The 21,553-nt window shown below is 58.4% G+C and carries 24 protein-coding genes; 12 read left to right on the plus strand and 12 right to left on the minus strand.

Going from position 1 to position 21,553, the window contains the following annotated elements; translation table 11 throughout:
* The first annotated feature begins 18 nt into the window (after window positions 1-18).
* Both FJD38_RS17450 and FJD38_RS17455 read left to right on the plus strand, forming a co-directional pair.
* On the plus strand, window positions 19-714 hold the full coding sequence (locus tag FJD38_RS17450; protein ID WP_122785629.1) for an AzlC family ABC transporter permease: 696 nt from the start codon (window positions 19-21) through the stop codon (window positions 712-714).
* Window positions 711-1,022, plus strand: coding sequence for an AzlD domain-containing protein (locus FJD38_RS17455; RefSeq protein WP_122785628.1), 312 nt, complete (start codon window positions 711-713; stop codon window positions 1,020-1,022). The genes FJD38_RS17450 and FJD38_RS17455 overlap by 4 nt, the downstream gene beginning before the upstream one ends.
* Here FJD38_RS17455 and FJD38_RS24795 read toward each other — a convergent pair.
* The 3 genes from FJD38_RS24795 to FJD38_RS17470 all read right to left on the minus strand — a co-directional run bounded on the left by FJD38_RS24795 (window position 970) and on the right by FJD38_RS17470 (window position 1,959).
* Window positions 970-1,164: a hypothetical protein gene (locus FJD38_RS24795; protein WP_122785627.1), complete on the minus strand. Its 195-nt coding sequence runs from the start codon at window positions 1,162-1,164 to the stop codon at window positions 970-972. The genes FJD38_RS17455 and FJD38_RS24795 overlap by 53 nt on opposite strands.
* Window positions 1,165-1,258: 94 nt before the next feature.
* Window positions 1,259-1,453, minus strand: coding sequence for a hypothetical protein (locus FJD38_RS17465; RefSeq protein ID WP_122785626.1), 195 nt, complete (start codon window positions 1,451-1,453; stop codon window positions 1,259-1,261).
* A gap of 149 nt (window positions 1,454-1,602) precedes the next feature.
* The gene (locus FJD38_RS17470; protein WP_146386548.1) at window positions 1,603-1,959 is read right to left on the minus strand and encodes a hypothetical protein; all 357 of its coding nucleotides are present in this window, start codon (window positions 1,957-1,959) and stop codon (window positions 1,603-1,605) included.
* A 188-nt stretch (window positions 1,960-2,147) separates the two neighbouring features.
* Here FJD38_RS17470 and FJD38_RS17475 point away from each other — a divergent pair, with 188 nt between their 5' ends.
* A complete protein-coding gene (locus tag FJD38_RS17475) occupies window positions 2,148-2,966 on the plus strand; it encodes a shikimate 5-dehydrogenase (RefSeq protein ID WP_122785624.1) in 819 nt (272 codons plus the stop codon).
* A 37-nt stretch (window positions 2,967-3,003) separates the two neighbouring features.
* Here FJD38_RS17475 and FJD38_RS17480 read toward each other — a convergent pair whose 3' ends face one another.
* The 6 genes from FJD38_RS17480 to FJD38_RS17510 all read right to left on the minus strand — a co-directional run bounded on the left by FJD38_RS17480 (window position 3,004) and on the right by FJD38_RS17510 (window position 8,843).
* A complete protein-coding gene (locus FJD38_RS17480; RefSeq protein ID WP_146386550.1) occupies window positions 3,004-3,675 on the minus strand; it encodes a YceH family protein in 672 nt (223 codons plus the stop codon).
* A 289-nt stretch (window positions 3,676-3,964) separates the two neighbouring features.
* Window positions 3,965-5,281, minus strand: a complete 1,317-nt coding sequence (locus tag FJD38_RS17490; protein ID WP_122785622.1) for an MFS transporter — start codon at window positions 5,279-5,281, stop codon at window positions 3,965-3,967.
* Window positions 5,282-5,470: 189 nt separating this feature from the next.
* A complete protein-coding gene (locus FJD38_RS17495) occupies window positions 5,471-6,109 on the minus strand; it encodes an N-carbamoylsarcosine amidohydrolase (RefSeq protein WP_122785621.1) in 639 nt (212 codons plus the stop codon).
* A 9-nt stretch (window positions 6,110-6,118) separates the two neighbouring features.
* The gene (locus FJD38_RS17500) at window positions 6,119-6,874 is read right to left on the minus strand and encodes a maleate cis-trans isomerase family protein (protein WP_146386552.1); all 756 of its coding nucleotides are present in this window, start codon (window positions 6,872-6,874) and stop codon (window positions 6,119-6,121) included.
* On the minus strand, window positions 6,871-7,698 hold the full coding sequence (locus tag FJD38_RS17505; protein WP_122785619.1) for an alpha/beta fold hydrolase: 828 nt from the start codon (window positions 7,696-7,698) through the stop codon (window positions 6,871-6,873). Before FJD38_RS17505 ends, FJD38_RS17500 begins: the two co-directional genes overlap by 4 nt.
* Window positions 7,695-8,843, minus strand: a complete 1,149-nt coding sequence (locus FJD38_RS17510) for an FAD-dependent monooxygenase (RefSeq protein ID WP_146386555.1) — start codon at window positions 8,841-8,843, stop codon at window positions 7,695-7,697. Before FJD38_RS17510 ends, FJD38_RS17505 begins: the two co-directional genes overlap by 4 nt.
* 332 nt (window positions 8,844-9,175) lie before the next feature.
* On the opposite strand from FJD38_RS17510, the gene FJD38_RS17515 reads away from it, so the two are divergent.
* The 4 genes from FJD38_RS17515 to FJD38_RS17530 all read left to right on the plus strand — a co-directional run bounded on the left by FJD38_RS17515 (window position 9,176) and on the right by FJD38_RS17530 (window position 15,154).
* A complete protein-coding gene (locus FJD38_RS17515) occupies window positions 9,176-10,234 on the plus strand; it encodes a 2,5-dihydroxypyridine 5,6-dioxygenase (protein WP_122785617.1) in 1,059 nt (352 codons plus the stop codon).
* Window positions 10,235-10,481: 247 nt separating this feature from the next.
* Complete coding sequence (locus FJD38_RS17520) at window positions 10,482-10,910, plus strand: MarR family winged helix-turn-helix transcriptional regulator (protein ID WP_233609056.1); 429 nt, start codon at window positions 10,482-10,484, stop codon at window positions 10,908-10,910.
* Window positions 10,911-11,088: 178 nt separating this feature from the next.
* Window positions 11,089-11,577, plus strand: coding sequence for a (2Fe-2S)-binding protein (locus FJD38_RS17525; RefSeq protein ID WP_122785615.1), 489 nt, complete (start codon window positions 11,089-11,091; stop codon window positions 11,575-11,577).
* A 13-nt stretch (window positions 11,578-11,590) separates the two neighbouring features.
* Window positions 11,591-15,154: a molybdopterin cofactor-binding domain-containing protein gene (locus tag FJD38_RS17530; protein WP_146386685.1), complete on the plus strand. Its 3,564-nt coding sequence runs from the start codon at window positions 11,591-11,593 to the stop codon at window positions 15,152-15,154.
* Here FJD38_RS17530 and FJD38_RS17535 read toward each other — a convergent pair.
* Window positions 15,148-15,807 (minus strand): TetR/AcrR family transcriptional regulator, encoded by a 660-nt coding sequence (locus FJD38_RS17535; RefSeq protein ID WP_146386557.1) that lies wholly within the window; start codon window positions 15,805-15,807, stop codon window positions 15,148-15,150. The genes FJD38_RS17530 and FJD38_RS17535 overlap by 7 nt on opposite strands.
* A gap of 157 nt (window positions 15,808-15,964) precedes the next feature.
* Between FJD38_RS17535 and FJD38_RS17540 the strand changes: the two genes are divergently transcribed.
* Window positions 15,965-16,183 carry an XdhC family protein gene (locus FJD38_RS17540; RefSeq protein WP_280116033.1) on the plus strand — a complete coding sequence of 73 codons (219 nt, stop codon included), beginning with the start codon at window positions 15,965-15,967 and terminating at the stop codon, window positions 16,181-16,183.
* The gene (locus FJD38_RS17545; protein WP_122785611.1) at window positions 16,180-16,689 is read left to right on the plus strand and encodes a DUF1993 domain-containing protein; all 510 of its coding nucleotides are present in this window, start codon (window positions 16,180-16,182) and stop codon (window positions 16,687-16,689) included. Before FJD38_RS17540 ends, FJD38_RS17545 begins: the two co-directional genes overlap by 4 nt.
* A 53-nt stretch (window positions 16,690-16,742) precedes the next feature.
* Here FJD38_RS17545 and sstT read toward each other — a convergent pair whose 3' ends face one another.
* On the minus strand, window positions 16,743-17,963 hold the full coding sequence (gene sstT / locus FJD38_RS17550; protein ID WP_122785610.1) for a serine/threonine transporter SstT: 1,221 nt from the start codon (window positions 17,961-17,963) through the stop codon (window positions 16,743-16,745).
* Between the two features lie 357 nt (window positions 17,964-18,320).
* On the opposite strand from sstT, the gene FJD38_RS17555 reads away from it, so the two are divergent.
* Entirely contained in the window at window positions 18,321-19,478 is a 1,158-nt protein-coding gene (locus FJD38_RS17555; protein WP_146386560.1) for an MFS transporter, read from the plus strand.
* On the opposite strand, the gene nhaR is transcribed toward FJD38_RS17555, so the two are convergent.
* The gene (nhaR, locus tag FJD38_RS17560; protein WP_146386562.1) at window positions 19,475-20,371 is read right to left on the minus strand and encodes a transcriptional activator NhaR; all 897 of its coding nucleotides are present in this window, start codon (window positions 20,369-20,371) and stop codon (window positions 19,475-19,477) included. The two genes, FJD38_RS17555 and nhaR, sit on opposite strands and share 4 nt — an antisense overlap.
* 134 nt (window positions 20,372-20,505) lie before the next feature.
* Between nhaR and FJD38_RS17565 the strand changes: the two genes are divergently transcribed.
* Entirely contained in the window at window positions 20,506-20,745 is a 240-nt protein-coding gene (locus FJD38_RS17565; protein WP_146386564.1) for a hypothetical protein, read from the plus strand.
* 30 nt (window positions 20,746-20,775) lie between these two features.
* Window positions 20,776-21,537 (plus strand): TerC family protein, encoded by a 762-nt coding sequence (locus tag FJD38_RS17570; RefSeq protein WP_146386566.1) that lies wholly within the window; start codon window positions 20,776-20,778, stop codon window positions 21,535-21,537.
* The last annotated feature ends 16 nt before the right edge of the window (window positions 21,538-21,553 follow it).

Below are 21,553 nucleotides of genomic sequence, written 5' to 3' on the forward strand. Positions count from 1 at the left end.
CTGCCCGGATGCTTTTAGATGCCTACTACTGTTCCTCGCATTGCATTTACCCGCGGTGCGATTGCCTGTCTTCCTTTAACGTTGGCGTGCGCGCCCTGGGGCTTGCTTGCAGGCTCGACGGCGATTGATGCCCAACTGACCCCGATGCAAAGTCAGGGCTTGTCTTTGTTCGTGTTTGCCGGCGCTGCCCAGTTGGTGGCCATTGGCATGATCAAGGGCGGCGCCAGTGTGATTTCGATTTTGGTGACCACGCTGCTGTTGACCTCGCAACACCTGTTGTACGCCATGCACCTGCGCCCGTTGGTGGCGCCCCTGTCTGGCAAGTGGCGTCTAGGGCTGGGTTTCTTGCTGACGGACGAGTTTTTTGCGCTGGTCAGCCCGTTTGACCGTCAGACCTTTAATCGCTGGTACGCGCTGGGCGTGGGCCTGTGCATGTACGTAGGCTGGAATATTTTCACTTTGCTGGGTGTGGTGCTGGGCAAAAGTATTCCGGGGCTGGATCAGTTGGGACTTGAATTCTCGATTGCGGCGACCTTTATTGCGCTGATTACCCCGATAGTGCGCAACCTTCCCACGGTGGTGTGCGTGGCGGTTTCACTGCTGTGCGTGGTGCTGTTCAGCCATTGGCATTGGGAGTCGGCCATTGTTCTGGCGGGCCTTGCCGGCATGAGCGCGGGCTATGTGTGCAAGCGCGTAGGAGGGTACTTGGCATGATCTGGGTGATTATTGGCGGGATGACACTGATTTTGTTTTTCAACCGCTACCTGTTTCTGGAGCCGCGCTTGCCGATTCGCCTGAATCGCGGGGTCAAGGAGTTCCTGGGGTTTGCTGTACCAGGAATGCTGACGGCGATTTGCGGGCCGATCATTTTTATCAAGGATCACACCTTGAACCTGAGTCCAGGCAACCCTTATCTGCTGGCGGGGCTATGCGCGATAGGGCTGATGCTCTGGACCCGCAACGTGTTGCTCAGTGTCGTGTTAAGTGTGGCGTTGTTTTACCTGTTTCGCTGGTGGCTATGACCTCGGCAGCAGCACGGGTAGAGAAGGGGCCGCTGACGGTAACGCCATCGCTGACGACGTACCAACAGGCGAGCAGGCCGTCAGCCCTGAGTGGGGCGGGAACAGCGCTGCCAATGACTGACATGACATGAACGTTGGGCATAGACACCTCCGGCTAACAATGGGGTTAGCTTACGGCGGTGGCCACCGTGCAAAAAATCATTGCGGGTGATAGTCGCCATTGATGTCAGTGTGGATCAGTCGACCACTTGGTCAAGCATGTGCATGACGTCCTCTTCGCTCAACAGGCCCTGATGGACAAGATGCTGGGCCAGCAGGGACAACATTTTTGCGTTGCGATGGCCTTCCAGCTGCTTGAGTTCCGTCAGGGTGTTGTAGACCTTGTTGGAGGTGCACAAGCCTACAATGCGGTGCGGGTTTTGAGTTGGCATACCAGGCGTCCTTGTTTTTATTGCGTGTCGTGGTCTTGGTGCATACCGCTGCAGGGCGTTACTTAATGCCGCATTTGCAGCGGGTTAGCAGATTCACAAGCGACTTTCATGCCAGTTTGTTGAATTTGTGCCCTCAGCCCGCGAGCCGATTACCAGCGAGGTGGTGGGCCGTAGTAGCCCCGTGGCGGGCCGTAGTACATCGGCTGCGGCCGACCGTAATGACCTTGATAGTAGACCGGCTGCGGCGCTTGTACATACACCGGCTGTGGCTGGTAATACACGGGCGCGGGCTGCACATACACGGGTTGCGGCTGAACATAGACGGGTTGTTGTTGTACATACACCGGACGTTCTTGCTGGCCGGCAAGCACCGAGCCGATGACGGCAGCACCGACTACTGCGCCGACAATGGCCGGGCCGGCACCCCAGCCGCCATGGGCTGAAGCCGGGCCTGTGACAGCCAATGCGCCAATAAGTAAAGCGACTGCGGGGAGAGTACGCATCATGACGATTCCTCGAACTTCACGGCCCGCATAAAGCGTGCGGGGATAACCATCAGACAGCGGTTTTGGAAAAAACTGCGAAGCCCGTGAGTAAATTTTGTGTAAGGTCTTGCGGGGCTGACACGTTTAAGCGCTGCACCTCACGTACCAGCCAACCCTATCATTGAAAAACATTCAGAAAGGAGATGGGCATGCAAATGAATCCGGATAAAGACACCCGGTTGTGCATATCGCTGTCGGGTCGACCGGGTAACTTCGGACTGCGTTTTCATAATCATCTGTATGAGCAACTGGGCCTCAATTTTTACTACAAGGCCTTTACCACCAAGGACCTTACGGGGGCCGTGACCGGTATCAGGGCGTTGGGGATTCGCGGATGCGGCGTGTCCATGCCATTCAAGGAAGCCTGCATCGCGCTGGTGGATGAACTGGACGCCTCAGCGCAGGCGATTGCGTCGATCAACACCATCGTCAATACCGACGGGCATCTCAAGGCCTACAACACTGATTACATCGCTATCGCGCAGTTGCTTGAGCACCATCAGGTACCCAAAGAAACGACCTTTGCCCTGCTGGGCAGCGGCGGCATGGCCAAGGCCGTGGCGAGCGCCTTGCGCGATGGCGGTTATCGCAACGGTTTGGTGGTTGCACGCAATGAGCAGACCGGGACCGCGCTGGCGACGAGTTGTGGCTACCCGTGGCAGGCGCAATTGGGCGCACACAGGCCGCAAATGCTGATCAACGTTTCGCCGGTGGGTATGACGGGCGGGGCTGAAGCGAATGATTTGGCTTTTGGGGAGGATGCGGTAGACCGCGCCGAGATTGTTTTCGACGTGGTGGCAATTCCTGTCGAAACACCGTTGATCAAGCGCGGGCGTGCACAGGCTAAGCAGGTAATCACCGGTCTGGAAGTGATCGCGATTCAGGCGCTAGAGCAGTTTGTGCTGTATACCGGCGTTCGCCCCACCCCTGAGCAGTTTCAGGCGGCTGTGGCCTTTGCTCGCAGCTGACAAGGTGGCGGGCGAGTCTCCTCGCCCGTTCGCAGGTTTACTCCAGCTCTGCCAGGCGCGCTTCCAGTGCGGCAATGCGCGCCTCCAGCGCTTCAAAACGCTCCAGCGAAACACTTGAGCCGCTGCTGCGTTCTGCAGGTTGCTGACGGGCAGCCATCAGGGTGTCGATATCCGCCGGATCGCCCAGTGCATGCATGTAGCGATCTTCGCGCTGGCCGCTCTGGCGTGGCACCAGTAGTGCCAGATCGCGCGCGATCAAGCGTTCGAGCTGGTGCTGCACTTGTTCGGTGTCTTCAAAGTCGTGCATGCGCGAACTGCGCGTCAACAGCTCGTTGAGGGTTTGTGGGCCGCGCAGAAACAGCAGGCCCAGCAGGATCACTTGTGCGGGCACCAGCTCCAGCGCCTTGTCGACTCGATGTTCCCAGCGGTCTGCCCGGCTACCCATCACCAGTCGGGTAAAACCCCGACCTTCCAGTGCGCGCAAGCTGTGTCCGACTTGCCCCTGGGTCAGGCTCATCACCGGCTCGCGGCTGGTTTTCTGGTTGCACGCCAGTACCAGCGCGTTGAGCGTCAGTGGGTAGGTTTCAGGATTGGTGGCTTGTTTCTCGATCAGAGCGCCGAGAATGCGAATTTCGATGGCGTCGAGCCGGGGTTCGCTGAGGTCGTCGAGGAGGGTGCTGTCTGAGGACTGACTTGAAGGGGCTTCCATTTTTTCTTCTCCATTTATAGCCAGCGGCCATTGTGGAGTTTTTTGTGCGCCAGAGCGACTGTCATGCACTTGAATAACATCACTCGTCGCCTCGTAGCAGCTGACGAGCTCTGCGAGGCTGCGTTCGACGATGCAATCGTCGCAAGATCTGCGGGTGCGGAGTAACGAATAGCAAAAAAGCTGGCCGTTTTGCATCTGACGTACCGGGCTTACTGGTTTTACGACGGCTTTGCCGCCGAACGCAGCCTCGCAGAGCTCGTCAGCTGCTACGAGGTTTTTGCGTGTTGGGTTAACGGTTAACCAGCTTCGCCGGGAGTGCGATTACCAGCAGGCTGCTCAGCAGCAGGCAGAGCGCGAAGAACCACAACGCGCCGTTGCCGCTGCCGGTGACGTCGATGGCAATACCCATCAATGAGTTGCTCACCAGCCCGGCAATATTGGCCAGCGAGCAGGCCAGGGCAAAGCCGGTGGCTGCGGCGCGGCCTTTGAGGAAGGTCGCCGGCAAACTGAAAAACACCGGTACGGCGCCGATAATGGCCGCCGAGGCAATGCCGAACAGCAACACCGTGGCAAACACGTTATGGCTGAAAAAGGTGGTGCCAGCCATCGCGGCCGCGCCAATCAGGAACGGCACGATGATATGCCAACGGCGTTCGCGGCGCCGGTCAGAACTGGCGCCGATCATCAGCATGCCAATCACGGCGGCAGCGCTGGGCAGGGCAGTCAGTACGCCAATATGGAAGTTGTCCGCCACACCCGCATTGCGGATGAAGGTGGGCATCCAGAAGGCCATCGCGTAGGCGCTGAGCAGAATGGAAAAATCGATACCGCCGAGCATCCAGACTTTCAGGTTGAAGAAGCCGTCGCGAAAGCTGTGTTTGCTGTGTTTACCTTCGGCGTCGTCCAGGCGCAGCTCTGTTTCGAGCAGGGTCTTTTCTTCGGGGCTCAACCATTTGACCGAGTGATGACTGTTGGGCAATGCCCAGAACGTCAAGATACCTAGCAGTACGGTGGGCACCGCTTCGAGGATAAACAACCATTGCCAGCCGCGAAGGCCCGCCGTGTTGTCGAACGCCCCCATGATCCAGCCCGACAGCGGCCCGCCGATGACGCTGGACAAGGGCATGCCGATCATGAACAGGGCAATGATGCGCCCGCGCCGATGGGTCGGAAACCAGGTGGTCAGGTAATACAGCACGCCCGGCAGAAAGCCCGCTTCTGCCGCGCCCAACAGGAAGCGCACGATATAGAACTGGGTCGGTGTGGTGACGAGCATGGTGCAGGCTGACAGCAGGCCCCAGCTGATCATGATCCGGGCGATCCAGACTTTGGCCCCGACTTTTTCCAGGGCCAGGTTGCTCGGTACTTCGAACAGGATATAGCCCACAAAGAACAGGCCCGCACCCAGGCCGAACGCTGTTTCACTGAACTGCAAGTCGCCGAGCATTTGCAGCTTGGCAAAGCCAATGTTGATCCGGTCCAGATAAGAGGCCAGATAACAAAAGCAAAGAAAGGGAATGAGCTTCCAGGTGATCTTGCGATAGAGCACCTGTAGCGGGTCTGCAACAGGGGTCGCAAGGGTAGTACCAGCATTTGCAGAGGGCATGTGTGTCTCCTGGCGGTGACGTATTGTTATGGTATGTAGCCGCGATCAGTGCTTTGGCAGGCTCGTACTGCGGCTTCCAAAGGCAGAGTCAGAAGACTGGGCAGGCCTAGAATCAGGCCCTTGCTCAGTAGTGGCGACCAGTGCTCTGTGGCCCGGTTCTGTGGCGGACTACCCTGTCCGCCGGTCAATCTATTGGCTGACTTTGAATTGCTTGATGGCCTCCTGCTTGCTGACAACGTCGCCGTATTTGCTGTCGATATCGAACAGATTGGCTTCATGAGGTGCGCTGTGACGGTCACCGACGCATTCGCGCACAACGATGGTTCGAAATCCGTGCTGCACCGCATCCACCGCCGTGGCCCTGATGCAGCCGCTGGTCGAGCAACCGGCCAGCACCACGGTGTCGACGCCTTGAGCGTGCAACAGGGATGCCAGACTGGTGCCGAAAAACGAACTGGCGTACTGCTTGCTGATCACTATTTCGTCCGGGGTGGGCTGCACGGCCTCGCAAAAGGCGGCCAGTGGATTGCCCTCAACCATGTCTTTCATGACCGGGGCTTTTTTAACCCAGATGCCACCGTCGATAAAATGCCCCGGGTGATAACGAATGTTGGTGTGCACCACCAGTATCTGCTGATCGCGGGCGCAAGCCAGCAGTTCGACGCTTTCGGCTACGGCACTGACCACACCGGGAGCGAACAGGGGTGCGCCCTCAAGGGTGTAGCCCTGCATAAAGTCGATCATCAGCAGCGCCGATTTTTTACCGAAACCGATGCGTTGGCCCCATACGCCCTGATAGTTGGCGTCGGCACTAAGCTCTTCAGACATGTTCAGCTCCTATTGATACGCGCCTGAAAGTAATGCCCCGGCACCCGGAACAATCGGCTCCAGATTGAGGGCCTTAAGCATGGCGTAAGTGGTGGCGATGGCAGCGGTCAGTACGGGCTTGCCGGTTTGCGCTTCAACTTGCGGCACCACGGGCAGCGACTGCATTTGCACGCAGGCCGACAGCACAATGACGTCCACGCCTTCAAGGTTCATGCCGCTGACAATGCCGGGCAGGTTGGCCGGGTCATGCCGGGCCACTTGCAGGTTGTCGGGGATTTCCAGCGCACGCCAGTCCACCACTTCGAAGCCTTCCTCGCGGATGTAGTCCACCACCAGTTCGGTCAGCGGTTTCATATAGGGGGCGACAATAGCGATTTTTTTCGCGCCCATCACCTTCAGTGCGTCGATGAGGGCGCCCGCGCTGGTGATCACGGGGGCGTTGCCGTCATTTTCAGCCGTGGCCCGGGTCAGGCGCTTCTCGGATTGACGGTGATAACCCAGGCCCATCGCCATGATTGCCACCAGGCAGGCGTAGCCCAGTACGTCCACTCGGGCGTCGGACAGTTCGATGGCGCAACGGTCGGACTCACCGTCCATGGCGGCCAGCTCTTCTTTGCGGACCTGCTTCATGCGCATGCGGCTGGAGTGAAAGGTAAAGCGCTCGGGGCGGATCAACTGGCGCGCGGTCAACATCGCCGGAATCTCGGTTTCCATGGTGGTGTTGGAGCTCGGCACAATCTGGCCGATACGGTAAGGCTTGATCACGGGTGACTCCTTTGAGGGTGGGCGAGGAAGGCGATGCAGGCAGTCAGGAACCCTTCAAGGTCATCCCACGGGATCATGTGCCCGGCGTTTTCGACGCGTGCGATCTGGATTCGCGGTTGCAGGTCAAGTATTTCGGCTTCGTCTTCGGGTTGAATCACGCCGCCACGCCCGGCCACCATCAACAGCGTCGGGACGGTGAGTGCGGGCAAGTCTTGATGAAAGTCCACGTCATGGAAGTCATTGAAGGCGCGAACAATGGCAGGCTCATAGCAGGTGTGCAGCCATTCGGCGCGCAGTTGCAATTGCTCCAGCGTCCAGGTTGGGCAGAAGGCGCGCATGGCCTGTGCGTCCATGCCTTGTTGAGCCAGACGAATCGAGTCCACGTACCACGGCAGTTTGCTGGGGTACTCGCGACGACCCGGCCCGGACACCGGCGGGTCGATCAGCACCAGGCTTTTCACGCCTGCGGGGTGCTGCGCTGCACTGCGCACCGCAAAGCGCGCGCCCATCGAGTGGCCGGCCAGGTGGTAGTGGTCAAAGCCCATGGCGTGAGCAAACGCGTTGATGTCGTCGGCGCACACGTCACTGCTGTAATCGAGTTCAGGTCCGCTTGAAGACAGCCCACGCCCGCGCACATCCAGCACGTAGGTGTCGAATTGAGCGCCCAGGCGTTCAGCGACAAACCCCCAGGTAATCGCCGGGCTGGTGATGCCGGGTATCAGCAGCAGAACCGGTTTAGCGCCATTCTGCTGGCCGCCGTAGCGCAAGTAGTGTTGGCGAATGCCGTTGGCCTGAACGTTGCCGCCCTCTATAAACGTGCTCATGCGACCACTTCCGATTCAAGCGCGTGGCTGTAGATGTCGTAGCCATAGACCCAGGCCGGATCTTCCTGGGTGCGCAGCCAGGTGTTGGCGTTGGAGACGGCTTGTACGCGCGAGGCGCGGTCTTTGCGGTTGGCTTCGTACAGGTTGAAGGCGGTGCGGTAGTCGCTCAGCCCGGTTTCCTCCAGGCAGCGGGTGAGCATGGCGGCATCTTCAATGGCCATGCCGGCGCCTTGGGCCATGTGTGGCTTCATCGGGTGGCAAGCATCCCCCAGCAGTACCAGTCGGCCACGGCTCCACAGCGGCAACGGGTTGCGATTGAGCAACGGCCACTTAGTGACACTTTCGCTGGAGTGGATCAGAGCCTGAACGGTCGGGTTGTAACCCTGGAAGGCGTCAAACATTTCTTCGCGACTGCTGTCGACGAAATTGCCCTGAAAATCCCAGGCGGCGTGAGGAACGCCGGTAACGTAGTAGTACTCATCGCGCTTGGCGGTGGTGTGGTAAACCATCATGTGGCGGTCTTCGCTCCACCATTTAACGCAGTTCTCGAAGTTCAGGTTGTAGCGGGTCAGGTCTTCGCTGCGAATCAGGGCGCGGTGGGCGACCCAGCCGCTGTACAGCGGTTTTTCTGCGCCGAGCAACTCTTCACGAATTTTCGAATTGATGCCGTCCGCACCGATGACAATATCGGCTTGGGTGCGGGTGCCGTCGCTGAAGAACAGGTTGACGTGGGTGTCGGTTTCTTCGAGGCGGGTCAGGCATTTTTTGAAGTGAGTGGTGCCGGGGGCGATGGTCGACATTTGCAGTGCGTGCAGGTCACCCCGGTGCACGGTGATGTAGGCCGCGCCGTATTCCTTGCGGGCAAACTCACCCAGCGGGATGCGCGACAGGTAGTCGCCGCTGGCGCCGTCCCGGCTGAACCAGAAGTCAGGGTGCGAGCCCATCTCGCTGAGCTGTTGCTCAATGCCCATACGGCGAAAAATCTTCATGATGTTGGGGCCCATGTGAATCCCCGCACCGATGCGGGAAAACGCCGGGGCCTGCTCATAAACATCGACCTGGAATCCGGCTTTCTGCAGCAGCGTGGCGGCGGCAGCACCGCCCAGGCCGGCGCCGACGATGGCGATTTTCTGTTGTGTGGGCATGCAAGGCTTCCTTTTATTCTGAAAATGACTGGCGCTAGGCGTGCGGCTTCGTCCAGATATTTACAGTGTATACGCTATATATTTTTATTCTGCATAGACCCTTCGATAAAAAAATGTTGACTGAGTCGCCAGCTTTTCAATGGGTGAAAGCCTTTAAATGCAGGAAATTACTGGAGTCTTTGGGTTTGAATCCAGAGGGAAAAATAATTTACGTGAAGTCATAAATAGCGTGTACGCTCTAGTTTCGAGGGGCTAACGTCTCGCTTGAATTCTGCGGAGCGAGCGAGTGAGGGTGTTGCCCTATGCAGCCAGTCAATTGAGAGGATGAGTGAATGCCGGTAAGCGACTGCGAGTTGACTCAAATGTTTGAGCACGTGTTGTCACTGTCAAAAGTGGATGCGACCCAAAGCGTTGCGGTGCTCAAGAGTCATTATTCCAACCCGCGCACCGTGCGGGCGGCGATGGAGGCCGCTCAACGGCTGGGGGCCAAGGTGTATGCCGTGGAGCTGCCTTCGTTCAACCATCCAATGGCCATGGGCAATGACATGACGGCCTACTGTGGCGATACGGCCCTGACAGGCAACATAGCCGCCCAGCGGGCGCTGGAAGCGGCAGACCTGATCGTGGACACCATGATGCTGCTGCATTCGCCGGAGCAGGAGCAGATTCTCAAGACGGGCACACGCATCTTGCTGGCAGTTGAGCCGCCGGAAGTGCTGGCGCGCATGTTGCCCACCCTGGCGGACAAGGCCCGTGTGCTGGCGGCTGAAAAGCTGCTCAAACAAGCGCGCTCCATCCACGTGCGCTCCAGGGCGGGCAGTGACTTCAAGGCGTTGCTGGGTCAGTACCCGGCGGTGACTGAGTATGGCTTTGCCGATGAGCCGGGCCGTTGGGATCACTGGCCCAGCGGATTTCTGTTTTCCTGGCCCAACGAAGAGACCGCCCAGGGCGTGCTGGTGATCGACGTGGGCGACATTGTGCTGCCGTTCAAAAACTACTCGCGCGAGCAAATAACGCTGGAGATCGACAAGGGGTTCATTACGTCTATCCACGGAGGCTTCGAAGCCGAATACCTGCGTGATTACTTGAAGTATTTCAATGACCCTGAAGTGTATGGCATCTCCCACATTGGTTGGGGCTTGCAGCCGCGTGCGCAATGGACCGCCATGGGGTTGCACGACAAAAATGATGGCATGTGCATGGACGCACGGGCATTTGAAGGTAATTTTCTGTTTTCAACCGGGCCCAATACCGAAGTGGGTGGCACCCGCAAAACCCCGTGTCACCTCGACATTCCGCTGCGTCATTGCGACGTGTATCTGGATGACGTGGCTGTGGTCACGGGCGGGGTGGTTAACGAGATGCCAATGCCGCGACCGCAAATCTCGTAGCAGCTGACGAGCTTTGCGAGGCTGCGTTCGACGATGCAATCGTCGCAAGATCTATGCGCGCGATGTATCTGAATTCCCAAGCCCGGGCTTTGTATCTGCCTGGCGTTTGGGCTTGAGCGGTTTCACGACGGCTGCGCCGCCGAACGCAGCCTCGCAGAGCTCGTCAGCTGCTACGCACTATGTGCAGGAGCCTGCGCAGGTTAAGGTCACACCCCATTTCCCAACAGACATGCAACCTGAGAGCCTCATGAATTACGATTTTTCCGAGCAGGTGGGCCATTTATTGCGCAAAGCCTACCAGCGCCATATGGCCATTTTTCAGCAGAACATTGGCAACTCACAATTGACCGCCGTGCAGTTCATTACCCTGTGTGCAGTCCACAATCACGGCCCCAGCTCATTAAGTGAGTTGATCAAAGCCACTGCGGTCGACCAGGCCACGATTCGCGGCATTGTCGAGCGTTTGCAGGCGCGCAATCTGATCAGTCTGGCGCCTGCCGAACACGACAAACGCAAAGTAATCGTCAGCCTCACTCAGGACGGCGAGCAATTGGTGCGCGAAACCCAGCCCCACGCACTGCAAGTGAGCGAACTGACCATGGCCAACCTCAACCCCGCTGAGCGGGTCGCCATGCTGTATCTACTGCGAAAAATGGTCGATGACGGCAGCGAATAAGCTGATTGACGTGCTTGGCATCGTTCTTGCTCCCGGTTTGATTAAGTAGTTACTTCATCAAACCGATAAACCTCTTGTCTCTGCGTGTGCAGCGCTTTGTTCCGCCCGTTTCATGAAGTAAACACTTAATAAGATCCGCACAACACAGCGCGGACATTGCTACCTGGGGAAGCCTTGAATGAGCGATCAAACCCTTGCGCCGCTGAAAACGGTAACACTCGACGTCAACGGCCAGCGCGTCGTCGTCAGTGCCATGGCCGATACACCGTTATTGCTGATATTGCGCAACGATTTGCAGCTCAATGGCCCTAAATACGGCTGTGGCCTGGGTGAGTGCGGGGCATGCACAGTGATCATCGACGGGGTAGCCGCACGTTCCTGTGTGTTCCCGCTGTCGGGTGCCGAAGGCCGAATGATTACCACCCTTGAAGGTCTGGGCAGTCGCGAGCGGCTGCACCCGGTTCAGCAAGCCTTTATCGATGAGCAGGCCGCGCAATGCGGCTATTGCATGAACGGCATGATCATGACGGCCAAGGCGCTGCTTGATCGCAATCCCCATCCCAGCGAAGAGCAGGTGCTGAACGAGCTGTCAGCCAACCTGTGCCGTTGCGGCACCCATATCGAAATTGTTCGAGCGGTCATGCGTGCCGCCCGTCAAAAGCCTTGAACGGATAATGACTATGACCCTTACCACGCTCACCCGTGATCAGTTGTTGGCCAAGTCTGGCGTTTTGCTGGTGGTGGATCAGATTCAGCCGCCTTCCGGGCCGGTCGCTAAAGGCGGCGTACCGGTGCTCAAGCCCAAGGAGCAGGGGCTATTTATTGCGGTTAACGATGACGGTCAGGTGTATGGCTTTAATGGCCACGTCGATCTGGGCACGGGGGTCCGCACAGCGCTGGCGCAAATCGTCGCGGAGGAGCTGGATCTGGCGCTGGAACAGGTGTGCATGATGTTGGGTGACACGGACAATGCACCCAATCAGGGGGCAACCATCGCCAGTGCCACGCTGCAAATTACCGCCGTGCCTTTGCGCAATGCGGCGGCTGAAGCACGCCGTTTTCTGCTGGCCCGAGCGGCCCGGCTGTGGGGTGTCGAAGCGCAGTCATTGCAGATTGAAAACGGTGTGGTCAAGAGCAGTGATGGCCGTCACCTGAGCTTTGCCGAGTTGGTAGCCGGCGAGCACCACGTGGTGAGTATTACCGGCGATGCGCCGCTCAAGTCAGTGCACGATTATCGGCTGGTGGGCCAATCTTCGGCGCGGGTAGACATTCCCGCCAAGGCCACTGGCGAGTTGACCTACGTGCATGACATGCGCCTGCCCGACATGCTTCACGGGCGGGTGATTCGCCCGCCCTATGCCGGGCTGGACAGTGGCGACTTTGTCGGTAAAAGCTTGTTGCACGTGGACGAGTCATCCATTGCGCATATTCCCGGCGTGGTCAAAGTGGTGGTGATCGGCGACTTTGTGGGCGTTGTGGCGATGCGTGAAGAGCAGGCTATAAAAGCCGCACAGGCACTCACGGTGACGTGGAAACCCTGGAATCAAAAACTCCCCGACATGACGGATGTCGAGCAGGCCATTCGTGACAACCCGCGTATCCAGCGTGTTGTTCTGGACAAGGGCAATGTGCAGCAGGCATTGGAGCAGGCCACTGAACGAATGCCTCGCAGCTACCTGTGGCCCTATCAGATTCACGGTTCCATCGGCCCGTCCTGCGGGCTGGCGCACTATCACCCGGAGCACATACGCGTATGGTCAGGCACGCAAAACCCGCACTTGTTGCGCGCAGATCTGGCTTGGCTGCTGGAGTACCCGGAAGAACAGATCGAAATTATTCGCATGGAAGCGGCCGGCTGTTATGGGCGCAACTGTGCCGATGACGTGTGTGCCGATGCGGTGTTGTTGTCACGCGCCGTGGGCTTGCCCGTGCGGGTGCAACTGACCCGTGAACAGGAACATGTGTGGGAGCCCAAAGGCTCGGCGCAATTGATGGAAGTGGATGGTGGTCTCAATGCCGATGGTGGGGTTGCGGGCTATGACTTCCAGACCAGTTATCCCTCCAATGGTGCGCCGACCCTGGCTTTGCTGCTGACCGGGCGGGTCGAGCCGGTGGCGGCGATGTTTGAAATGGGCGATCGGACGTCGATTCCGCCCTATGACTTTGAACACATGCGCGTCACCATCAACGACATGGCGCCGATGGTGCGGGCGTCGTGGATGCGCGGTGTGTCGGCGTTGCCCAATACCTTTGCCCACGAGTCGTATATCGATGAGCTGGCCTTTGCCGCCAAGGTCGATCCGGTCGAATACCGTTTGCGCTATTTGCACGATGAGCGCGCCTCGGAGCTGGTCAAGGCCACGGCTGCGCGCGCTGGTTGGCAAGCACGCACCGAACCGATGCAGACACCCGGCCAAGACACTATTTTGCGCGGTCGGGGCTTTGCGTACGCGCGCTATATCCACAGTAAATTCCCCGGCTTTGGCGCGGCGTGGGCAGCGTGGGTGGCGGATGTGGCGGTCGACCGGGTCAGCGGCGAAGTCTCGGTGACCCGGGTGGTGATCGGTCATGACGCGGGCATATTGGTGAATCCGGCGGGGGTGCAGCATCAGATCCACGGCAATGTCATTCAGGCCACCAGTCGCGTGCTGAAAGAGCGTGTGACGTTTGAAGAGTCGACGGTCAGCAGCAAAGAGTGGGGCGCTTATCCCATTTTGACCTTCAAGCAAGTGCCGAAGATCGATGTGATGATGATGCCGCGTCAACAGGAGCCACCGATGGGTGCCGGGGAATCGGCCGGTGTGCCCAGTGCGGCGGCCATTGCCAATGCCATTTTCGATGCAACCGGTATTCGCTTTCGCGAACTGCCGATCACCCCCGAGCGGGTATTGGCGGCACTCAAGCAATCAGAAGGTGAAGCGGCTCCAGCGCCTGAAGCGGCCAAACCCAAGCGTTCAAAATGGTGGTTTGCACCTGTGGTGGCGGGGTTCGGTGCGCTGATCGGGATGGCGGCAACGGCGTTGCCGTGGCGGGCGGAAATCGCCCCCATTGCGCCACCGGCGCTCGGCACCTGGTCGGCCGCAACTCTGGAGCGCGGGCGTTTGCTGGCGGCGGTGGGGGATTGCGCGGTGTGCCACACCACGCCGGGCGGCGTCACCAATGCGGGCGGGCTGGCGATGCAAACGCCTTTCGGCACGCTGTACAGCACCAACATCACCCCCGATCCGGAAACAGGCATTGGCAAGTGGTCATACACGGCGTTCGAGCGGGCCATGCGCGAGGGCATCAGTCGGGACGGAAAACATCTCTATCCGGCTTTTCCATACACGTCTTTCAGAAATATCGACGATGCCGACATGCAGGCCCTGTATGCCTACTTGATGTCACAAGACCCGGTGAGTCAGCCAGCCAAGGCTAACGACATGCAATTCCCGTTCAACATGCGGCCGCTGATGGCGGGTTGGAATGCGATTTTTCTGCGCTCGGGGGAGGTCAAGGCGCAACCGCAGCGCAGCGCGCAATGGAATCGCGGATCGTATCTGGTCAATGGCTTGGGCCACTGCGCGGCCTGCCATTCGCCGCGCAATTTCATGGGCGCAGCAAAGGGCGGTCAGGCATTTTTGGCTGGCGGTACGGTGGATGGTTGGGAGGCGCCAGCGCTGAACGGTTTGTCCAAAGCGCCAACGCCCTGGACCGAGGATCAACTGTTTACCTACCTGAGCACGGGTTATTCCGATGCTCACGGTGTGGCCGCTGGGCCGATGGGGCCGGTGGTCACTGAGCTGGCCAAGCTGCCCGATACCGATCGGCGGGCGATGGCGGTTTACCTGGCGTCGCTTACTGATCAGGCTCAGGCCGAGCCGGTCGAGACCCCGCAAGCAGCGCAGGCGAGTGCGCAAGCCGTGTCGCTAAGCAACGGCCAGCGAGTGTTCGAGGGGGCGTGTCAGGCCTGTCACGCCGACGGGGCCGGGCCAACGCTGTTTGGGGTCAGCCCGTCTCTGGCCAATAACAGCAATGTGCACAGCGCGCTGCCTGACAACCTGCTCAAAATCATCATGCAGGGCATTCCGGTTCCGGCAACGGCGGACCTGGGTTATATGCCCGCCTTCAAGGACAGTCTGTCGAATCGCCAGCTCAGTGAGCTGGTGGCGTATCTGCGTCAGCGATTCGCCCCGGCCGAGCCCGCGTGGCAAGGGTTGGAACAAAGGGTTGCGCACCTGCGTGCCAACCCTGGCACTCACTGATCGGCGGTGTCTATTGGCAGCACCCTGACACCGCGTATCACCAGATCGCTGATGAACGCCAGCCAGTCTTGCTGCTGGCCAGGATCGGCGAGGTTCTGGCCCAGAAATGAGGAGAGCGTGTGCTGGTTGGAGTTATAGAAGTAGCACAGCGAGGCGATCATCAAGTAGACGTGATTGATGTCGACGTCCAGGCGAAAAAGGCCTTGCTGCTGACCTGCCTCGATAATCGGCTTGATCACCCCGACGGTGGTCGCCGAAAGCCGGCTCAGCTCACGCGATTGCTTGGCGTGCTTGCCTTTGTGCAGGTTTTCGATCGTCAGAATGGCCACGAACTCGGGGTGAGCCACGTAGTAATCCCAAAAGAATCCCACCTGTTGGCGCAAGGCTTCCACCGGTTTGCTCAGGTCTGGACGGCGCCCGCTTTCGGCCTGATTGAACGCTTCGTAGGTGTGTTCCAGCACGTGAAGGAACAGGTTTTCCTTGCTGGCGAAGTAGTAATAAATCATCCGGTCGTTGGACTCGGCTTCTTTGGAGATTTGCTCGATGCGCCCACCGGCGTAGCCATCCCGGGCGAACACGGTGATGGCAGCCTTGAGAATACGCGCCTTGGTCTGATCGGCCTGATGAGCCCGGACACCGGTTTTTTTGTTCACGCTGTTGTCCTTCACGATTACGCGTAGCGCGGTGGATGGCGGAAAAACTGCCGTCGATGGTACGGCAATTCACTTAAAAAACATTGGGGGCGGCGGCGATGAGTGACTATGTGGCGTACTCGAGGCATTGGACGAGGCCGACAGTAACAAGGACGAGGTGGTACTGGCCACCGTGATCAGGGTTGAAGGCTCGGCCTATCGCCGGCCCGGTGCGCGGGTGGTGATGCCGCGGCTGGGGCCAGGTCAGGCGTCAGGCGAACCGGAGATTAATGAAAGATGGGAGGATGAGAGGAGAGCGGTGCGCCAGAAGTTGGAATGCATGTCTATAATCGCCGCACATTCCATTCCTGCCCACAGACTGTCGAGACCTTTATGACTATCTCTCTGTACGCTGCTTCTGTTCCTGTGTTCAAGCAAATGCTCAACGCCCTGAGCGGTGTTCTGACCAAGGCCGAAGCGCATGCGACGGCCAAAAACATCGAGCCAAGCGTATTTCTGCAAGCGCGTCTGGCGCCGGACATGTTCCCGTTGGTGCGTCAGGTGCAAATCGCGGTTGATTTTGCCAAGGGTGTTTCGGGGCGTCTGGCTGAAATCGAACTGCCGAAGTACGACGACGCTGAAGTGACCTTTGCCGACCTGCAAGCGCTGATCAGCAAGGTGTTGGCTTTTGTCGATGCAATCAAGCCCGAGCAAATCGACGGCAAGGAAGGTATCGAAATCATCACGCGTCAGGGCACACCCAAAGAAAAACGCTTCACTGGCCAGTCGTACCTGCTGACCTACGGCCTGCCGCAGTTTTTCTTCCACGTGACCACTGCTTACGCGATTCTGCGCCACAACGGCGTCGAAATCGGCAAACGTGACTACATGGGCGCGTTCTGATTTAGCTCGCAATGGCTGGCGAGGTACGGCGTACCTCGCCAGCCGCTACACCCTCAGTTGCGTTCTTCTTTGGCCAGGCAGGCTGCAGCGGTAAACAGAACGTCGGTGGACGAATTGAGCGCGGTCTCGGCCGAGTCCTGCAAAATACCGATGATGAAACCCACTGCCACTACTTGCATGGCAATCTCGCTCGGGATACCGAACAGGCTGCACGCCAGCGGGATCAACAGCAACGACCCTCCTGCCACACCCGATGCGCCACAGGCGCAGATAGCCGCCACCAGACTGAGCAATATGGCGGTAGGAATATCGACTGAAATCCCCAGTGTATGCACGGCCGCCAGACTCAACACCGTAATGGTGATGGCTGCGCCCGCCATGTTGATGGTGGCACCCAGCGGGATCGACACCGAGTAGGTGTCCTCATGCAGGCCCAGACGTTCGCTTAATGCCATGTTGACGGGAATGTTGGCGGCTGAACTGCGGGTAAAGAATGCGGTGATCCCGCTTTCACGCAGGCACAGAAATACCAGCGGGAATGGGTTGCGGCGCAACTTCCAGAACACGATGAGCGGGTTGACCACCAGCGCCACAAACAGCATGCAGCCAATCAAAACCACCAGCAGGTGCAGGTAGCCGAGCAGGGCGCCAAAGCCTGAGCTGGCGAGGGTCGATGCCACCAGACCAAAAATGCCCACGGGTGCAAAGCGGATGATGACGCGCACAATCAGGGTGATGCCGTTGGACAGGTCACTGAGCACGGTGCGTGTGGTGTCACCGGCATGGCGAATGGCAATGCCGATGCCGATTGCCCACGCCAGAATGCCGATAAAGTTGGCGTTCATCAGTGCGCTGACCGGGTTGTCGACCACACTCAACAGCAGGCTCTGCAGCACTTCACCAATCCCGCCCGGGGCGGAAATAGTCACGTTCTCAGTGGCCAGCACCAGATGCGACGGGAACATCATGCTGGCGATCACCGCCACAACGGCAGCGGCAAAGGTGCCGAACAGGTAGAGCACCAAAATGGGGCGGATATGGGTTTCCTGGCCGTGCTTGTGGTTGGCAATCGAGGCCATGACCAGCACAAACACCAGAATCGGTGCCACGGCCTTCAAAGCGCTGACGAACAGTTTGCCGATAAAAGCCACAGACAGAGCCGCTGCCGGTGCCAGCCAGGCCAGAACAATGCCGGCGATCAGGCCGATCACGATCTGGGTGACCAGACTGGTGCGTGACAGCTTTTGCAGGAGGGTAGGTGCAACATCACTCATAAGGGCATCTCTAGTTGTTTTGGATAGCGCATGGCAATACCTCAGGGAATCAGCAAAACGAGCAGGCTGATGCACGCAGATCTTGGGAAAACGTTTTGAGTAAAGCAGAGTCAGCGGACGAGGATAGTCGTGTGCGCTGAGCGCGTCAGTGTGACAACGTTCATGTTTGGGGGCGGACTTTAACATAGTGATGTAGGGGCATTCCTACAGCAGTCAATCTGTCACACCTGCCATCGATCTTCTTTTAGTGCATGTTCTTGCGTTGAATCATTCTGTTACTATTGCGCGTATCCATTCTTACCTTCGTCAGCGAGCCCCTTTCGGCATTCGCTGGCAGCGCCGTTTCTGGAGTTATTCATGCTGTTGCCCATCCTGCTGCTGTCTGCGGCCGGTTTCACCGTGCTCACCACCGAGTTCATCATCGTCGGCCTGTTGCCGGCGATTGCCCGCGACCTGGAGGTCAGCGTGCCCCAAGCGGGTTTGCTGGTTACATTGTTTGCTTTTACGGTGGCGGCATTGGGGCCGTTTCTCACAGCGTACTTCGCCCGCTTCCCGCGCAAGCGTCTGTTCATCGCGATTTTGCTGATGTTTGCTTTCGCCAATACCGTGGCCGCACTGGCCCCGAATATTTGGGTCATGGCCTTCGCGCGGTTACTGCCGGCACTGGGTTTGCCGGTGTTCTGGGCCTTGGCCAGCGAAACGGCGGTGGATATCGTAGGCCCCGAGTATGCGGGGCGTGCGATTGCCAAAATCGGTTTTGGCATTGTCTGTGCGACGGTCTTTGGTATCCCGGTGGGCACCTTGATTTCTGATGCGTGGGGCTGGCGCAGTGCGTTCGGCATTCTGGCCGTGGTCGCGCTGGCCAAAGCACTGCTTTTGTGGATGTATTTGCCCGCCACTCAGGTGGTCAAAGCGCACGTTACCTTGCGCTCACAGTTCGGCATGCTGCGCAGTCCCCTGATGATTGGCCATATTGTGCTGTCAGTGTTGGTGTTCAGCGGCATGTTTACCGCTTACACCTATCTGGCGGACATCCTTGAGCGGCTGGCGGGTTTCGACGGCAATGTGGTGGGCTGGTGCTTGATGGGCTTTGGTGCGGTCGGCCTGATCGGCAACTCGCTGGGCGGGCGCATGGTCGACCGTCACCCGCTGATCGCTTCGATGGTGTTTTGCGCTTTCCTGATCGGCGGAATGGTCGCGCTGGTACCGAGTATTCATTCAACGCTGGGGCTGGCGGCCGCGATGGCCGTGTGGGGGATCACCCAGTCAGCCCTGTTTCTGGTCAGCCATGTGCGCCTGATGAAAGTCGCACCGCATGCGCCTGCTTTTGCGGCGTCGCTTAACATTGCCGGGGCCAATTTTGGCATTGGCCTGGGCGCGATGGTGGGCGGGCGCGTGATCGACAGCTACGGCTTGGGCAATCTGGGCTTCGCCGCTGCGGGGTTCATCCTGGTGTCGATTGTGCTCGCGTTGTGGCTGATGACGGCAAAACCCCACGCCGCCGCCTGCGCTTAATCCGTAAACAGCTCGCGCCGGGCACCTTCGGTAATCGCAATGATGCCGGGGTGCCTGATTTTACGCTCTACGGTGATGGCATAAAACGACTCGGTCACCGCGTCGGTCTGACCGATCAGTACAACGTTGAACTGGCGCATGACCTCTTCAGCGATCACGCTGGGGGCAATAAAGACCCCGATCCCTGAATGCCCAAATGCCTGCATCAAGGCGCTGTCATCGAACTCGCCGACAATACGCGGCTGGATCTTTTGTTCAGCCAGCCAGCGCAAAAGGCGGCTACGCAGCACGGTTTCCGGGCCGGGGATCAGCAGGGGAGCGCCTTGCAGGCTGAGGGGGAAGTTCTGCGTATATAAAGCTGCCAGCGCCGCAGTGGCAAAAAAGCTGATGCCGCATTCGCCGAGCTTTTGGCTCAGGCCTTTTATATCGAGGTGAGAAGGCATCGGGCTGTCGGAAATAACCAGGTCCAAACGTTGAATCGCCAAGTCTCCCAGTAGCCTGTCGAGCTTGTCTTCGCGGCAGGTAATACGAATGGGCTCATCCAGCGCCATGGTCGGTGCAATCAAGCGAAAGACAATCGATTTGGGCACCACGTCAGCCACGCCGACCCGAAACAGAATCTGCTGCTCCTTGGGTGCCATGCGCAGCATGGTTTCCAGTTCGCTACCGAGCTGGAAGATCTGCTCGGCGTATGGCAGCACTTGGCGCCCGGTTTCAGTCAGTTCAAGTTGACGTCCGACCCGACGAAACAGCGGCAGACCGTAGGTCTCTTCCAGCAAGCTGATTTGCCCGCTGATGGTTTGCGGCGTGAGGTTCAATTGTTCGCAGGCGCGGACAATGCTGCCGGTCTTGGCAACGACCCAAAAATAATGGAGTTGACGGTAATTGAGCATCGGACGGACAACACTTCGTAAAAAACGAAGTATAGCGCCTGAAAATACGAATTTTCCTGAACTGTTTGCCTCTCTAGAATCGCGCGTTATTAGCGAGCCACCCTAGTGGCCGCCGTTTTGAAGAGGAAACCCCCATGAACATTAAAAATACAGCTGTCGCGGTCCTGCTGGTCGCTGGCTTATTGCTGATCAGTGGTTGTGATCAGGCTGAAAAAGCGGCGCAACAGATGCTGAGCAAAACCGCAGAAACGGCCAAACAGGCCATTGATGATACCCACAAGGCTGCGGAACAGGCGTTGAGCGACGCAACGGGCGGGTTGATCGAAAAAAAGCAGCCTGAGCCCGAAAGCCAAGAAACCTCGAACGCCATTTAACCTGTTGCACTCCAGAGTCAGAACACACCTATGGACTATCTTTTACAGCTGGCGACGAACCCCGCCGCCTGGGTCGCGCTGGCCACGTTGATCGTGATGGAAATCGTGCTGGGCATCGATAACCTGATCTTTATCTCGATCCTGACCAACAAGTTGCCCGAGCAATACCGTACCAAAGCCCGCCGAATCGGTATCGGTATGGCGCTGATTCTACGGTTGGGCCTGCTGGGCACCATTGCCTACATCGTGCAGCTCACCGCGCCTGTCTTTGAAGTGATGGGCAAGGCCTTCTCGTGGAAGGACATGATTTTGATAGCCGGTGGTTTGTTCCTGGTCTGGAAAGCCACCAGTGAAATTCATCACAGCATGACGCCGCAATCGGAAGAAAAAACCGAGAGTGTGTCGTCAAAAGTGACGCTTGGCTTTGCGGCGGCGATTGGTCAGATACTGATGCTGGATTTGGTGTTCTCCATCGACAGTATTATTACCGCGGTGGGTATGACCGAGCACTTGCCCATCATGGTGATTGCAGTGGTCGTGGCGGTGCTGGTGATGTTGCTGGCCTCCGAGCCCTTGGCCAAGTTCATCAATGACAACCCGACCGTGGTGATGCTGGCTCTGGCTTTCTTGATCATGATTGGCATGACGCTGATCGCTGAAGGTTTTGGTGCCCACGTCCCTAAAGGGTATGTGTATGCGGCGATGGCGTTCTCTGCGACGGTTGAAACGCTGAACATACTGGCCCGTCGGGTACGTGAAAAACGTCAGGCTGCTGTGACGAACCCCTTGTAGCCGCTGACGAGGAACG

The sequence above is a fragment of the Pseudomonas saxonica genome (genome assembly GCF_007858365.1).
GTDB classification, from domain to species: Bacteria; Pseudomonadota; Gammaproteobacteria; order Pseudomonadales; family Pseudomonadaceae; genus Aquipseudomonas; species Aquipseudomonas saxonica.